The following is a 14307-nucleotide window of genomic DNA, read 5'->3' as shown; positions in this document are numbered from 1 at the left end:
AGGGGATCTTTCCATGACACGACTGACCGCCAAGGATTTTCCGCCCGAACTGCTGGAACTGTATGACGGCTATGCCCATGGACGCATCACCAAGCGCGAATTCCTGGACCGCGCCGCGAAATACACCGTGGGCGGCATGACCGCGCTTGCCCTGCTGAACACCCTCAGCCCGAACTACGCCCTTGCCCAGCAGGTGGCGTTCACCGATCCGGGCATCCTGGCCGAATACATCACCTATCCGTCGCCCCAGGGCCACGGAGAGGTGCGCGCCTATCTGGTCCGTCCCGCCACCGACGGCGTGGCCAATGACACGCCCGTGCCGGGCGTGGTGGTCGTCCACGAGAACCGCGGCCTGAACCCCTATATCGAGGACGTGGCCCGCCGGGTCGCCAAGGCCGGCTTCGTGGCTCTTGCGCCGGACGGGCTGACCTCGCAGGGGGGCTATCCGGGCAATGACGAACAGGGTCGCGAATTGCAGCGTCAGGTCGATCCGGAAAGGCTGATGAACGACTTCTTCGCCGCCATCGAGTTCCTGATGGCCAGCGACATGACAACCGACAAGGTGGGCATCACCGGCTTCTGCTATGGCGGGGGCGTGTCGAATGCGGCGGCCATCGCCTATCCCGAATTGGCCGCAGCCGTGCCCTACTATGGCCGCCAGGCCCCGGTCGAGGATGTGCCCAGGATCCAGGCGCCCCTGCTGTTCCATTTCGCCGAGACGGACGAGAACGTGAACGCCACCTGGCCCGCCTACGAGGCCGCGCTGAAGGAACACGGCAAGCGCTACGAGGCCCATGTCTATCCCGGCACGAACCACGGCTTCCACAACGATTCCACGCCCCGCTATGACGAGGCCGCTGCAAATCTGGCCTGGGACCGGACGTTCGACTGGTTCAGGACGCATCTGGCGTGACGGGACTGCCCGCCCGGTTCGCCGGCCGGGCGGGTGCCTGCTTAGGACAGGTGATGGACTTCCTGCAGGCCATAGATGGGCGTGTCGATCCCCACCTGCCGCGCCTTCAGTTGCAGCGCCAGATACAGTGAATAATGCCGCGACTGGTGCAGGTTGCCGCCGTGGAACCACAGGCCCGGCTGCTGCGTCGGCTTCCACATGTTGCGCTGCTCGCCTTCCCACGGGCCGGGATCCTTGGTCGTGTCCGACCCCAGGCCGCAGCACTTGCCGACCCGGTCCGCGACGTCCTGCCCGATCTGGTCCGCAGCCCGGTGATCTCCCGCACCTGGCTGCGTGCCGGCTTCACCTCGCCGTCGATGATCGACCGGCTTGCGCCCGCGTCGAAGCAAGAGCCCGGCCGGCGCAGATGTTTCATGAACGGGCCCGCGGTGTCGCCGCCGAAGTCCAGCTTGAAGCCCGCCTTTCTCGGCCCGCAACAGAAGCCTGCGTCGTGCTTGCGGATATCGTCATGAATCGGCACCTGTCGGTGACGATATGGGCGGGCGAGAGGCGGACGGGGTGAAGGCAGCAGCTTTCGATGCAGCGCCGCCAGCTTTCTGACAGGGCGCTGTCCCGGCGCGGCGGGATCAGGCCGCGACGGTTTCGGTAATCCGCCGCGCGAGGATGGTGGTCTGTGCGCGGATGTCGGGGATCGCGGTGATTTCCCAGAAGGCCGCGCGCGATACGGGGCCGATGGCGTGCAGCCGGGCGGATGGCCTGCCCATGCGGTCGATGACACCGCAGTCGGGTGATACGTCCAGACCGATCCGCATGGGGTCGATCCGCGCAGTGCCATCCGCAATCAGCGCCGCGAACAGGGGCGAGGCATGTTCAAGCGGATCGCGCCGGATGCCCCGGCAGTCGACGATGCGCCCGGCCTCGATCCGCGCGGGACCGGCGGGGGTGGCGATCCGGGCGACCAAGCGGTCCCCCTCGCGGCCCGCCTCCAGGAAGCGGCCGCGCAACAGGCGCAATTGGCCCATTCCCATGGCTTCGGCGATCCGGGCCGCGGATTCCGGCGGCATCCGGTGGCGGTGGATGTCCCACCAGGGCGCCGCATGGCGCAGGAAGCGCGCACGTTCCGCGACGGGCATCGCCGCCCACAGCCTGCTGACATGCGGACGGATGCCGTCCACGGCGTCGCGCCAGTTGCCGCCGTCGCGTTCCGCCTGCCGCGCAAGGTCGCGGGCCCAGCGGAACAGGGTGACGGCACGAGCATCCGGCGGCAGGTCGGCATTGTCGATCCGCAGGGGGTTGGCCTGGGCATGGGGTCGGGGCATCAGGCCGCGGCGCGACAGCGCCACGATCTCACCGCGGTGCCGGCGGTTCATCAGCGACAGCACCTGGTCCACCATCGACAGGCCCGTGCCGATGATGATGACCCTGCTGTCGGGATCCAGGTCGGCAGGCGGTTCCCATGCGCCTGACAGCACGCCCGCGGGATCAGGTTCGGGCAGGATATGGCCCGTCGCCAGCACCACCTGATCGGCCCGCAGCACCTGCCCGTCGTCCAGGTGGATCGTCATGTCCGTCCCGCCCTTGTCAATGCGCAGGCATGTCCGGCGGATGCAGGCCAGGCGCGAGGGGTCCGCCTGCCAGGGCGACAGAAGATCCGCCAGATAGGCACCATAGGTCGGGCGGCTGACAAAGGCCGCCGGGGCGTCCCCATGCCCGGCCCGTGTCCGCAGCCAGCGGCGGAAATGGTCGGGATCGTCGGGAAACGCGCTCATGTTCTGGACGCGCGTGTTCAGCAGATGCTGCGGATCCTCGGTCGAATAGGCGATGCCGCAGCCCAGCATGTTGCGCCCTTCGACAATGGTCACGCGAAAGCGGCCCGGATGGGTCAGCAGATGCGTGGCCATCAGCACGCCGCTGGCACCGCCACCGACGATGACGACATGGGCGGCAGCCCCATCTGCAGGCGGGGGTGTCATGCGCAGGGTTCGGGTCATGGGCGACGACCGGGGCAGCAGGCGTGGCAAGACGTGGATGAAAGCGACATTCGGGGCATCAGCGATCTCCTTCTGGTTATTACTCTAGCAGGAAGATCGTGATTTTTCGTTCCCTATGCAGCGCAGGAAGGGAAAAAACATTCCCCGCACAGGGCAAGGGGGAGGACGATCTGACCTTCAAGACGGGCCAATCCTGTATTTTGTCCGGACGGGGCTTTTGACCTTGCAGAAGGATTTCCCCTTTCCGGGGCCGTCCCCGACAGCCCTCGACCCCAAAGGCGCCAGTCTTTGGAATGGCCAATCGGGCAGGGCAGCGCGATATTCACGACAATTGCAATCGTCATTTAGGAGAACTTCATGACCCTTCGCATCGCGGCTTTTGCAGGCAGCCTCAGCAACCCGTCGCGGACCCGCGCCCTGGTCGAAAGCGCGGCAAGCCGGGCCGCTGCCCGGTTCGGGGCCGAGGCCTTTGTCCATGACCTGTCGGACCTCCAGCCGTCGCTGGGCATGGCCGGATCACTGGGGGAACTGCATCCCAAGGGGCGTGCCATCGTCGATGACATCCTGTCCGCCGACGCGCTGATCGTCGGCAGCCCGGTCTACAAGGGCAGCTATACCGGCCTGTTCAAGCATCTGTTCGACCTGATCGACCCCCAGGCTCTGGCGGGCAAGCCGGTCCTGCTGACCGCCACCGGCGGCGGGGACAGGCACGCCCTGGTCATCGAGCACCAGTTGCGCCCGCTTTTCGCCTTTTTCGAGGCCGCCGTCCTGCCGACCGGCGTCTATGCCGGCGGCGCGGATTTCCAGGACGGCCAGCCTTCGTCGGACGCGCTGCTGGCGCGGCTGGACCGTGCGGTGGACCAGCTTGCCCCCTGGCTGGGCCGGCCACGCGCCGATCCGCGCATCGAACGCCCCGCAGCGCTTGCCGCCCTTTGACAATCCCTTTCCAGGAGCATCCCATGACCCGCAAGATCCGCCTTGGCGCCTTTCTTCCCGGCGGCGGCCAGCACATCGCCAGCTGGCGTCATCCCGACCAGCCCGCAGACGGCGCCGTCAACCTGGACTTCCACATCCGGCTTGCCCAAGAAGCCGAGCGCGGCCTGTTCGACGCCTATTTCCTGGCCGACGGCCTGGCGACCGGCGGCACCTCCGAGGGCGGCCCGGCCCGCATCGCCGGGTTCGAGCCTGTGACGCTGTTCGCGGCATTGTCGGCGCATACCTCGCATCTGGGTTTCATCGCCACCGCGTCGACCACCTATGAGGAACCCTACAACACCGCGCGCAAGTTCGCCTCGCTGGACCTGATCTCGGGCGGGCGCGCGGGCTGGAACGTGGTCACCACCGCGACCGAGGCCGCCGCCCGCAACTTCAACCTGGACACCCAGCACCCCCATGCCTTCCGCTATTCCCGCGCGGCGGAGCATGTCGAGGTGGTGCGCAAGCTCTGGGACAGCTTCGAGGACGACATCTTCATCCGCGACAAGGACAGCGGCACCTTCCTGGACCGCGCCAAGCTGCACCGCGCCCATCACCAGGGCCAGCATTTCAAGGTCGAGGGGCCGCTGAACGTGCCGCGGTCGCCCCAGGGTCATCCGGTGATCGTCCAGGCCGGCCAATCCGAGGACGGGCGCAGCCTGGCGGCTGCCACGGCCGAGGTGATCTTCACCGCCCATCAGCGGCTGGACACGGCGCAAGAGTTTTACCGCGACATCAAGGCCCGCGCCCGCGGGCTGGGGCGCGATCCGGACCATGTCCTGATCATGCCCGGCGTATCGCCCTTCGTGGGCCGAACGGAATCCGAGGCGCGCGAGAAATACGAGGAATTGACAAGCCTGATCCTGCCCGAGGACGGGATTTCCCTGCTGAACGGCCTGACCGGCGGCACGCTGGATCTGTCTGGATTTGACCTTGACGGGCCGCTGCCCCCCGCGCCGCCGACCGAAGGCATGAAGTCGCGCCAGGCGCTGATCCGCCAGATCGCCGACGACAACAACTTCACCATCCGGCAGCTTTACCAGTGGGTGGCGTCGGCCCGCGGGCATTACACCGTCATCGGCAGCGCCACCCAGATCGCCGACATCCTTCAGGACTGGTTCGAGAACGAAGGCGCGGACGGCTTCAACATCCTGCCGCCCTGGTTGCCGACGGGGCTGACCGATTTCGTGGATCTGGTGATCCCGGAACTGCAACGCCGCGGCCTGTTCCGCACCGCCTACGAAGGCCGGACCCTGCGGGCGAACCTTGGCCTGCCCTTCCCCGTGAACCGCCATGCGGCCGCCCACGCCGCGGCCCAGGCGGCGGAGTGACGCCATGACGCTGCAACATCTCGACACGCCGGTCCGCCGCATCCGCGGACTGCCCGCGCCGCCGGTCCGCGCCTTCCTGTCGCGCTATGGGCTGGTGTTCGCCTTCCTGGCCTTGTGGCAGGTCTCGGGCACGCTGGGCTGGATCAGCCCGGCCGTGCTGCCGCCGCTGGATGCCATCCTTGGCGCGCTGTGGACCGGCATCGCCAGCGGTGCCCTGGTGGACGACATCGCCATCAGCCTGCAACGCGCCGGCCTGGCCTTCGGCGCGGCCGTGGCCCTTGGGATCCCCCTGGGGCTGCTGATGGGGCAGCTGCGGCCGGTCGAGCACGCGCTCGACCCGATCCTGCAACTGTTCCGGCAAACCTCGGCCCTGGCGCTTTATCCGGTGTTCATCCTGCTTCTGGGGCTGGGCGAGACGTCGAAGGTCTTCGTGATCTTCTGGGCCACGCTGTTCCCGACGCTGCTGGCGACCATCGGCGGCGTCAAGCAGGTGGACCGCAAGCTGATCGAGATGGCCGAAAGCTATGGCGCGGGCCGCTTGCAGGTGTTCCGCCGGGTCGTCCTGCCCGCATCGGTTCCTGCGATCTTCGTGGGCCTGCGTTTGTCGGCCACCACCGCGCTGCTGCTGCTGATCGCGGCCGAGATGATCGGCGCGAACAAGGGCATCGGCTTCCAGGTCATGAACGCCCAGTACAACTTCCAGATCCCGCTGATGTTCGCGGCGATCCTGCTGATGGCGGGGCTGGGCCTTGCCGCCAATGCCGTCCTGGTCCTGCTGCAACGGCGGCTGTGCCGCTGGTCGCTGGACTGAACCCACCCCCACCCGTTTCCAAAGGATACGACCATGAAACACGTCCTGATTTCGCTTGCCCTGTCCACGACCCTGACCGCCCCGGCCTGGGCCGATGACGTGGTGATGCGCTACATGCCCAGCCACGGCGGCGTCAGCGCCCATGACCTGGCCCAAGAGCTGGGCTATTTCGACGGCACCGGCATCGTGCTGGAAAGCGCGGGCTATGCCTCGGGCGGGCCGGAATCGCTGATGGCGCTTGCCGGCGGCTCGATCGAGATCGGCAGCGCGGCAACGGCAGCGGTGCTGAACTCGATCATCGGGGGCAATGACTTCGTCGCGGCATACCCCACCAACGGCATCAATGACCAGGTGCAGTCGATCTTCTATGTGCTTGAGGACAGCCCGATCCAGTCGGTCAAGGATTTGCCCGGCAAGACGGTCGCGGTGAATACGCTGGGGGCGCATCTGGATTACACCGTGCGCGAGGCGCTGCACCAGAACGGTCTGCCCGCGGATTCCGCCAACCTGGTCACGGTGCCCGGCCCCCAGCTTGAACAGGTGCTGCGATCCGGCCAGGTCGACGTGGCGGCCTTCGGATATTGGCAAACCACCTTCGAGGGCGCTGCACGCCAAGCCGGCGGGTTGCGCGCGATCCTGGACGATACCGACGTGCTGGGAGAGATCGCAGGCGGCTTCACGGTCCTGCGCAAGGATTGGGTCGAGGACCATCCCGAAGCCGCGCAGCAGTTCATCCGGCAGTCGGCCCGCGCCCTGGACTACGCCCGCGAACACCCCGAGGAAACGCGCCAGATCATCGCACGTGTCCTTGAGGAACGTGGCGAGAACCCCGGGGTCGCGCAGTATTTCGCAGGCTTCGGCGTCCGGCCCGGCGGGCTTGCGACTGAACGCGACATCCAGTTCTGGATCGACGTGCTAGTGCGCGAAGGCAAGCTGGCCGAAGGCAGGCTGAAGGCCAGCGACATCCTGCTGGTCACCGGGGACGAGGTGGCGCTGAAATGACGGCCGACACCGATACCCGCGGACAGGTGGCGCTGCGCCACCTGTCCAAGGCCTTCATGCTGAACGGCCAGCCCCTGCCGGTCCTGCGCAACCTGTCGCTGGACATCCGCGCGGGGGAATCCTTGGCCATCGTCGGCCCGTCCGGCTGCGGCAAGACCACCCTGCTGCGGCTGCTGGCGGGGCTGGAACAGGCCGACAGCGGACAGGTCCTGATCGACGGGCGTCCAATCCGGGGCGTGGGCACCGAACGCGCCGTGATCTATCAGGAACCGCGCCTGCTGCCCTGGCTGACGGTGCTGGAAAACGTGGCCTTCGGGCTTGAGGTGCGGGGCATCGGTCGGGGCGCCGCGCAGGACCGGGCGCGGCATCACATTCGGCTGGTGGGCCTTGCCGACTTTGAAGGCGCCTATCCCCGGCAGTTGTCGGGCGGCATGGCGCAGCGCGTGGGCATCGCTCGCGCGCTGACGGTGCAGCCGGAAATCCTGCTTCTGGACGAACCCCTGGGCGCGCTTGACGCGATGACCAAGCTGACCATGCAAGAGGAACTGACCCGCATCTGGGCCGAGGAAGGCGTGACCATGATCCTTGTCACCCATGACCTTGAAGAGGCGATCTTCCTGGCCGACCGGGTGCTGGTCCTGTCGCGCGACCAAGGCGTTGGTCCCCGGCTGATCGACGTGGACCTGCCCCGCCCGCGCGACCGCAGCCAGCAGGACTTCGTGGCGATGCGGCGGCAGCTGATGGCGGAATTCGGGCTGCACTAGGGCAGCCGCCCGGTCATGCCACCGGACCGGCCTGGCCGGTCAGCCCCGGTGGCCGGTCGCCCACATCGGACCGCCGCGCCAGCGGGGGAAGCCATAGCCGTGGATCTCGACCAGGTCGATGTCGGACGCCTTGGCGGCGATGCCTTCGTCCAGGATCGCCTGGCCCTCGGCCGCCATCTCGGCGACCAGGTGGCGGGCAATGGCGTCGCGATCCATCGCGGCGCGGGTGGAGATCCGTTCCGCCAGCAGGTCGGCCACAGTCGCGGATGGCTGCGGCTTGCGGTCGCCGGGGGCATAGTCATACCAGCCACCGCCGGTCTTCTGCCCCTTGCGGCCGGCGCGGACCAGGACGTCGCCCAGGGTTTCCGGCACGTCCTGCCCCGCCGCCCGCGCGCCTTCGCGTTGCAGATATGCGATGTCCAGCCCGCCCAGATCCTGCGCCTCGAAAGGCCCCATCGCCAAGCCGTAGTCACGCATGGCTGCGTCGATATCCGCGATCGCGATGCCCTTACGGACCAATGCCTCGGCGCTTGTGCGGTAGCGTTTCAGGATGCGGTTTCCGATGAAGCCTTCGCAGATGCCGGACTGCACGGGGATCTTGTTCAGCATCCGGCCAAGCGCAAAGCCAGTGGCAAGCGTCCGGTCCGAGGTTTCGGGCACCGGCACGATCTCCAGCAGGCGCATGACGTTGGCGGGGCTGAAGAAATGCAGCCCGATGAAGCGGCCGGGGTTCGGCAGCCCTTCGGCGATCAGGCGCGGGTCGAGGTAGGAGGTGTTGGTCGCCAGCACCGCGTCGGGGCGGCAGGCCGCGGCAAGCTGATAGAAGACCGCGCGCTTGACGCCGATCTCCTCGAACACCGCCTCGATCACCAGGTCGGCGTCCGAGAGGGCGGCGTAATCGGTGGTGGCGGTGACGCCCGCCATGCGGTCCTGGGCCTGCGCCTCGGTCAGCTTGCCGCGCTTCACGGCGCCCTCGAAGATGGCGCGCAGGGTGGCCATCCCGCGCTTCAGTGCCTCGTCGTCGCGTTCGATCAGGGTGACGGGAATGCCTGCGTCGCGCAGGGTCGCGGCGATGCCTGCGCCCATGGTGCCCCCGCCGATCACGCCCGCGCTTCGCAGCGGCAGGGGATCAACGCCCGTCAGATGCGCGGGACGGGGCGCGGCGCGTTCGGCAAAAAACACGTGGCGCAGGGCCGCCGCCTGATCGGACCCACGCAAGTCCAGGAAAGTCTGGCGCTCATGGGCCAGGGCCTCGGCAAAGGGCGCTTCCGACGCCTTGCGTAGGCAGTCGAGCGCGCGCAGCGGCGCCTCGGCGCCCTTGGCGGCTTTCGCCACCGCCTTGCGCTTTTCGTCCCAGAAACCAGGATCGGGCGCGGTGACAGACCGCACGGATACCGGGGGCGGCAGGTCGCGGGTCAGGGCATCGCGCGCAAAGGCCAGGGCATGGGCTTGCAGGTCGTCCGCGAAGACCGCATCCACCAAGCCCAAGGACAGCGCCTTTGCAGCCTTCACCGGCTTGCCGGAGGTCACCAGTTCCACCGCGGCCTCGACGCCCGCCAGACGCGGGGTCCGCACGGCTCCGGATGCGCCCGGGACGATGCCCAACGACACCTCGGGCAGGCCGACCGATGCACCCTCCACCGCCACACGGAAGCGGCAGCCCATCGCCACCTCGAAGCCGCCGCCGAGCGCCGAGCCGTGGATCGCAGCCACCCAGGGCTTCTGCGCCCCCTCGATCCGGTCCACCAGATCGGGCAGATGCGGCGCCTGCGGCGGCTTGCCGAACTCGGTCACGTCGGCGCCCGCGATGAAGGTCCGGCCCGCGCAGACCAGCACCACGGCGCGGACCTGCGGGTCAGCGTCCAGCGAGGCCACTGCGTCCCAAAGCCCCTGCCGCAAGGCCTGCGACAGCGCGTTCACGGGCGGATTGTCTATGGTCACAACGGCGATCTCGCCCTCGCGGGTGATGCTGACAACGGACATTCTATATCCCCAGATAGGCTTCGCGAATGCGCGGATCGGCGATCAGGTCCGCCGCTGCGCCGGACATGGTGATGCGGCCGGTTTCCATGACATAGCCCCGGTCCGCGATCTTCAGCGCGCCGAAGGCGTTCTGTTCGACCAGAAGGACCGTGACCCCAAGCGCCTTCAGCCCGCTGACCACGTCGAAGATCTGCTGCACGATGATCGGGGCCAGGCCCATCGACGGTTCGTCCAGCAAAAGGCAGGACGGGCGGCCCATCAGCGCGCGGGCCATCGCCAGCATCTGCTGCTGCCCGCCGGACAGCCCGCCCGCCGCCAGGTTGCGTTTCTCGCGCAGGATCGGGAACATCGCGAAGGCGTCCTCCATGTCCTTTTCCACGCGGTCGTCGGTGAACAGATAGGCGCCAAGGCGCAGGTTCTCCTCGACCGTCAGGTTGGTGAAGATCTGGCGGCCTTCGGGCGATTGGGTCAGACCGCGCGCCGGGCGGCGATGCGCGGGAAGGCCGGTCAGGCCCTCGCCCCGGAAGGTGATGGTGCCGCCCGAGACCGGCTGGGTGCCTGACAGGCATTCCAGCAGCGTTGTCTTTCCGGCGCCGTTGGCGCCGACCACCGTCACGATCTCGCCCGAGTCCACATGCAGGTCGATGCCGTGCAGGACTTCGATCCGGCCATAGCGCGACCGCAGCCCTTCAACCGTCAGCATAGGTGGCCTCCGTTCCAAGGTAGGCGGCGATGACCGCCGGGTTGCGGCTGACGCTGGCAGGATCGCCCTCGGCGATCTTTTCGCCATGGTCCAAGACGACGATGTGGTTCGATATGCGCATGACCATCTTCATGTCGTGTTCGACCAGCAGGATCGCCACGCCGGATTTCGCGACCTCGGCGATCAGGTGGTCAATCTCTTCAGTTTCCACGGAGTTGCAGCCTGCGGCGGGTTCGTCCAGCAGCAGGATCTTGGGCGACAGGGCCAAGGCGCGGGCGATCTCCAGCCGTTTCAGCGCGCCATAGGACAGGTTCCCGGCCTCCCGCTCGGCCGCGCGGTCCAGGCCCACGCGGGCCAGCAATTCGCGTGCGCCTGCCTGCGCCTGCGCAGCGCGGCGGCGGGACGAGGGCAGGTTGAACAGATCCGCCAGCACCGGCCCGCGTTCCTGGAGATGATAGCCGGAGATCGCGTTTTCCAGCACGGTCATGGACTGGAAGATCTGCAGGTTCTGGAAGGTCCGCGACATGCCGCGCCGGGCCAGCAGATGCGGGGCCATGCCCGTGACATCCTCGCCCCCCAGAACGACGCGTCCCTGCCCGGCCTGATAGACGCCCGAGATCATGTTGAACAGCGTGGTCTTGCCCGCGCCGTTCGGCCCGATGACGGACGTGATTTCCCCCGGTTGCACGGTGAAGCTGACATCGTTCACGGCCTTGAGGCCGCCGAAGCTGATGCCCAGCCCCTCGACTGACAGAAGCGCGGTCATTCGTCTTTCCCCCGGACCTTGCGCAGGATCGACGGCAGCAGCCCCTGCGGCAGGAAGATCATCACCAGCATCATCACCAGGCCCAGCACAAGCTGTTCGTATTCGGCAAAGACCGTCAGCACCTGCGGCAGCAGCGTCAGCACGGCGGCGCCGAAGATCGCGCCCAGGACCGATCCCACGCCGCCCAGGACGGCCATGGTCACCATCTCGATCGAGTGCATGAAGCCCGCGACATCCGGCGTGATGAACTTGTTCTGCAAGGCCAGCAGCGACCCCGAGACCGAGGCATAGACGGCCGAGATCACGAAGGCCTGCAGCTTCAGCCGGGCCACGTCCACGCCCACGGTGCGGGCCGCGACCTCGGACCCGTGCAGCGCGCGCAAGGCGCGGCCAGTGGGGCTGTTGAACAGGTTCAGCGCCAGCCATGCGGCCAGGATCAGGACGATGCCGCAGAAGAAATACCAGAACTGGCCGTTGGTCAGGTCAATCCCTGCATCCCGCAGCAGCCCGCGCAGGCCCAGCTCCGGCACCTCCATCCCGTCGGGGCCGCCGGTCAGTTGCCGTTCGTTGTTCAGGACCATCGACACCAGGATGCCGAAGCCCAGGGTGGCGACGCCCAGGTAATAGCCCTTGAGCCGCAGGATCGGGCGGCCGACCAGCCAGGCCAGCACGGCGGAAATCGCCGCCCCCAGCACAAGCGCCAGCGAGGGATGCAGCCCCAGATGCACGGGCGCCAGCGCGCAGGCATAGGCGCCGATCCCGGCGAAACCGGCATGGCCCAGGCTGATCTGGCCCGCGTATCCGGTCAGGATCACGATGCCGGTCACGGCGATCGCGTTGACAAAGATCAGCGCGCCGACGCGGTAGTAATAGCCCGAAGGGAACAGCATCGGCGACAGCGCGACCAGCACGGCAAGGACCAGCAGCGTGGCGGATTTGGCGGAAATCTTCATGGTCACACCCGCTCGGTCGATTTGGCGCCGAACAGGCCCTGGGGCATGAAGAACAGCACCAGCAGGATCACCACGAAGGCGGCGGCGTCCTTGTATTGCGACGACAGGTATCCGGCCGTCAGCGCCTCGATCAGGCCCAGCAGAAAGCCGCCCGCAAGCGCGCCCTTGGGATTGCCCATCCCGCCCAGCATGGCGGCGGCAAAGCCCTTGAGCGCGAAGGCCAGCCCCACGTCATAGGAGGTCAGGGTGATCGGCGTCGCCAGCACGCCCGCAAGCGCGCCGATGCCCGCCGACAGGGCGAAGGACAGCGTCATCACGAAATTGGTGTTGATCCCCACCAGTTGCGCGGCCAGCCGATTGTTCGACGTGGCCAGCACCGCGCGCCCTGTCAGGGTGCGGGTGAAGAACAGCCACAGGCCCACGAAGACCACCACCGCGCCGCCGATCACCCACAGGCTTTGCGGCAGGATCGTCGCCCCGCCGATGCGCAGCGGCGTGTCGCCCGAAAATGCCGGGAAGCTGTGGATCTGCTTGCCGAACAGCAGTTGCGCGCCGCCCCGAATGAAGATCGACGCGCCGATGGTGATGATGATCAGCGACACCACGGGCGCGCCGCGCGCGGGCTCGATCGCCAGCTTGTTCATGACGACGCCGATGGCCGAGGTGACGACGATCGCGATCAGCGCCGCCAGCGGCAGGGGCAGGCCCGCCGCGTGGCAGACAAAGGTCAGCATCCCACCCAGCATGACGAATTCGCCCTGGGCGAAGTTCACCACGTCGGACGCGTTGTAAATGATCGTGAAGCCAAGCGCGACAAGCGCATAGACCGCGCCCACCGTCACGCCCGAAAACAGGAATTGCAGCAGTTCCGCCATGGCGACCCCAAAGCTGTCAGGTGATGCCGCCCCCGGACCGTGCGACCGGTCGGGGCGCGGCGGTCAGCGGATCATTCCACCACGGTCCATTCGCCGCCCTTGATCTCGAGCATGCGGAAGGCAGAGAGGTCGAGGCCCAAGTGATCCTCGGCCGACATGTTGTAGATGCCGGTGGTGCCGGCCAGGCCGCTGGTGGACTCGATGGCGTCGCGGATCGCCTGCGGCTCGGCGCTGCCGGCGCGGGTGATGGCGTCCGTCAGGATCAGGAAGGCGTCATGGGCATAGCCGCCGAAGGTGCCGACCGAGGTGCCGGTCTTTTCCTCGAAAGCGGTCTTGTAGGCATCGACGACGGGCTTCTGCGGGTCGTCCGCGCCCAGTTGGTCCGCGATCAGCAGGGCGGTGCCGGGAAGGCGCACGCCTTCGGCGGCCTCGGCCCCGGCCAGCTCGATGAAGCCGTCGGAGGCCACCCCGTGCGACTGATACAGCGGCAGGTCGATGGCAAGCTGGCGATAGTTGCGCGTCACGATGGACGGGCCCTGGCCGAAGCCGGGGTTCAGCACGGCCTGCACGCCTTCGGTGTTGCGGATCTTGGTCAACTGCGTGGTCATGTCCGCGTCGGTCGGGTTGTAGGTCTCGTCCGCGGCGACGGTGATGCCGTATTCGCCCACCACGTCCTTGCACTGCGCCTGCATCGACGCGCCGAAGCCGTCGGTGCCCGAGATCATGCCGATCGTGGTGATCTGGCGCTTCTGCATGTCCTCGAAGATCTTCTGGCAGGCCATGCGGTCGGTATGGGGCGTCTTGAAGGTGAAGGGCTTGACCGGGTCGATGATCTCGATGGCGCCGGCCAGCGAGATGAAGGGGATCTCGTTGTCCTCGGCGACCGACAGGATCGACATGGAGGTGCCGGTGGTGGATCCGCCGATGATCGCCACGACCTCGTCATCCTCGATCAGGCGGGTGGCGAAGGTGCGCGCCTTGTTGGGATCGCCACCGTCGTCATAGAGCGTCAGGGCGATTTCCTCGCCGTTGATGCCGCCGTTCTCGTTGATCTGCTCGACCAGCATTTCCAGGGTCTTCGCCTCGGGGTCGCCCAGGAAGGCGGCGGGGCCGGTGGCGGATACCGATGCGCCGATGCGGATTTCGGCGGATGCGGCGGTGGCGCCCAGGGCCAGAGCCGTGGCAAGGGCCGTGGTGGTCAGGGTCTTCTGCATTGTCGTCTCCTCCCCAGAGAACTTGG

13 protein-coding genes and 1 pseudogene are annotated in these 14307 nt (G+C 67.5%); 6 read left to right on the top strand and 8 right to left on the bottom strand.

The window, feature by feature from the left end; genetic code table 11:
- Window positions 1-13 precede the first annotated feature (13 nt).
- Window positions 14-913: a YghX family hydrolase gene (yghX, locus tag FIU66_RS16890; protein WP_167624057.1), complete on the top strand. Its 900-nt coding sequence runs from the start codon at window positions 14-16 to the stop codon at window positions 911-913.
- A 41-nt stretch (window positions 914-954) separates the two neighbouring features.
- Here yghX and FIU66_RS16885 read toward each other — a convergent pair.
- Both FIU66_RS16885 and FIU66_RS16880 read right to left on the bottom strand, forming a co-directional pair.
- Window positions 955-1451 (bottom strand): annotated as a pseudogene (locus FIU66_RS16885) (NAD(P)/FAD-dependent oxidoreductase); the annotation flags it as partial.
- Between the two features lie 88 nt (window positions 1452-1539).
- Window positions 1540-2904 (bottom strand): FAD/NAD(P)-binding protein, encoded by a 1365-nt coding sequence (locus FIU66_RS16880; protein ID WP_167624056.1) that lies wholly within the window; start codon window positions 2902-2904, stop codon window positions 1540-1542.
- A gap of 357 nt (window positions 2905-3261) precedes the next feature.
- Between FIU66_RS16880 and msuE the strand changes: the two genes are divergently transcribed.
- From msuE to FIU66_RS16855, 5 genes are read left to right on the top strand one after another with little or no spacing between them, the layout of a single operon-like run.
- On the top strand, window positions 3262-3840 hold the full coding sequence (gene msuE / locus FIU66_RS16875; RefSeq protein ID WP_167624055.1) for an FMN reductase: 579 nt from the start codon (window positions 3262-3264) through the stop codon (window positions 3838-3840).
- Window positions 3841-3863: 23 nt separating this feature from the next.
- Window positions 3864-5210, top strand: a complete 1347-nt coding sequence (locus FIU66_RS16870; RefSeq protein WP_167624054.1) for an LLM class flavin-dependent oxidoreductase — start codon at window positions 3864-3866, stop codon at window positions 5208-5210.
- Between the two features lie 4 nt (window positions 5211-5214).
- Window positions 5215-6021: an ABC transporter permease gene (locus tag FIU66_RS16865; protein WP_201281148.1), complete on the top strand. Its 807-nt coding sequence runs from the start codon at window positions 5215-5217 to the stop codon at window positions 6019-6021.
- A gap of 33 nt (window positions 6022-6054) precedes the next feature.
- Window positions 6055-7023 carry an ABC transporter substrate-binding protein gene (locus FIU66_RS16860; RefSeq protein ID WP_167624052.1) on the top strand — a complete coding sequence of 323 codons (969 nt, stop codon included), beginning with the start codon at window positions 6055-6057 and terminating at the stop codon, window positions 7021-7023.
- Window positions 7020-7787 (top strand): ABC transporter ATP-binding protein, encoded by a 768-nt coding sequence (locus tag FIU66_RS16855; RefSeq protein ID WP_167624051.1) that lies wholly within the window; start codon window positions 7020-7022, stop codon window positions 7785-7787. Before FIU66_RS16860 ends, FIU66_RS16855 begins: the two co-directional genes overlap by 4 nt.
- 39 nt (window positions 7788-7826) lie before the next feature.
- Here the strand turns inward: FIU66_RS16855 and FIU66_RS16850 are convergent, their stop codons facing one another.
- The 6 genes from FIU66_RS16850 to FIU66_RS16825 all read right to left on the bottom strand — a co-directional run bounded on the left by FIU66_RS16850 (window position 7827) and on the right by FIU66_RS16825 (window position 14281).
- The gene (locus tag FIU66_RS16850; protein ID WP_167624050.1) at window positions 7827-9770 is read right to left on the bottom strand and encodes a 3-hydroxyacyl-CoA dehydrogenase NAD-binding domain-containing protein; all 1944 of its coding nucleotides are present in this window, start codon (window positions 9768-9770) and stop codon (window positions 7827-7829) included.
- Between the two features lies 1 nt (window position 9771).
- Complete coding sequence (locus FIU66_RS16845) at window positions 9772-10473, bottom strand: ABC transporter ATP-binding protein (RefSeq protein ID WP_167624049.1); 702 nt, start codon at window positions 10471-10473, stop codon at window positions 9772-9774.
- Window positions 10460-11239, bottom strand: coding sequence for an ABC transporter ATP-binding protein (locus FIU66_RS16840; protein ID WP_167624048.1), 780 nt, complete (start codon window positions 11237-11239; stop codon window positions 10460-10462). The genes FIU66_RS16845 and FIU66_RS16840 overlap by 14 nt, the downstream gene beginning before the upstream one ends.
- Window positions 11236-12192: a branched-chain amino acid ABC transporter permease gene (locus tag FIU66_RS16835; protein WP_201281147.1), complete on the bottom strand. Its 957-nt coding sequence runs from the start codon at window positions 12190-12192 to the stop codon at window positions 11236-11238. Before FIU66_RS16835 ends, FIU66_RS16840 begins: the two co-directional genes overlap by 4 nt.
- A gap of 2 nt (window positions 12193-12194) precedes the next feature.
- Window positions 12195-13067, bottom strand: coding sequence for a branched-chain amino acid ABC transporter permease (locus FIU66_RS16830; protein ID WP_167624046.1), 873 nt, complete (start codon window positions 13065-13067; stop codon window positions 12195-12197).
- Between the two features lie 71 nt (window positions 13068-13138).
- The gene (locus tag FIU66_RS16825; protein WP_167624045.1) at window positions 13139-14281 is read right to left on the bottom strand and encodes an ABC transporter substrate-binding protein; all 1143 of its coding nucleotides are present in this window, start codon (window positions 14279-14281) and stop codon (window positions 13139-13141) included.
- Window positions 14282-14307: the final 26 nt, after the last annotated feature.

This window comes from Paracoccus sp. AK26, from assembly GCF_011801365.1.
GTDB lineage: Bacteria > Pseudomonadota > Alphaproteobacteria > Rhodobacterales > Rhodobacteraceae > Paracoccus > Paracoccus aerius.
This window is presented reverse-complemented; position numbering and strand designations above follow the sequence as displayed.

Excerpts from the sequence above, each read along its gene's own strand:
- yghX (WP_167624057.1), top strand. The coding sequence starts at position 14 with ATGACACGACTGACCGCCAAGGATTTTCCGCCCGAACTGCTGGAACTG.
- FIU66_RS16880 (WP_167624056.1), bottom strand. The coding sequence starts at position 2,904 with ATGACCCGAACCCTGCGCATGACACCCCCGCCTGCAGATGGGGCTGCC.
- msuE (WP_167624055.1), top strand. The coding sequence starts at position 3,262 with ATGACCCTTCGCATCGCGGCTTTTGCAGGCAGCCTCAGCAACCCGTCG.
- FIU66_RS16870 (WP_167624054.1), top strand. The coding sequence starts at position 3,864 with ATGACCCGCAAGATCCGCCTTGGCGCCTTTCTTCCCGGCGGCGGCCAG.
- FIU66_RS16865 (WP_201281148.1), top strand. The coding sequence starts at position 5,215 with ATGACGCTGCAACATCTCGACACGCCGGTCCGCCGCATCCGCGGACTG.
- FIU66_RS16860 (WP_167624052.1), top strand. The coding sequence starts at position 6,055 with ATGAAACACGTCCTGATTTCGCTTGCCCTGTCCACGACCCTGACCGCC.
- FIU66_RS16855 (WP_167624051.1), top strand. The coding sequence starts at position 7,020 with ATGACGGCCGACACCGATACCCGCGGACAGGTGGCGCTGCGCCACCTG.
- FIU66_RS16850 (WP_167624050.1), bottom strand. The coding sequence starts at position 9,770 with ATGTCCGTTGTCAGCATCACCCGCGAGGGCGAGATCGCCGTTGTGACC.
- FIU66_RS16845 (WP_167624049.1), bottom strand. The coding sequence starts at position 10,473 with ATGCTGACGGTTGAAGGGCTGCGGTCGCGCTATGGCCGGATCGAAGTC.
- FIU66_RS16840 (WP_167624048.1), bottom strand. The coding sequence starts at position 11,239 with ATGACCGCGCTTCTGTCAGTCGAGGGGCTGGGCATCAGCTTCGGCGGC.
- FIU66_RS16835 (WP_201281147.1), bottom strand. The coding sequence starts at position 12,192 with ATGAAGATTTCCGCCAAATCCGCCACGCTGCTGGTCCTTGCCGTGCTG.
- FIU66_RS16830 (WP_167624046.1), bottom strand. The coding sequence starts at position 13,067 with ATGGCGGAACTGCTGCAATTCCTGTTTTCGGGCGTGACGGTGGGCGCG.
- FIU66_RS16825 (WP_167624045.1), bottom strand. The coding sequence starts at position 14,281 with ATGCAGAAGACCCTGACCACCACGGCCCTTGCCACGGCTCTGGCCCTG.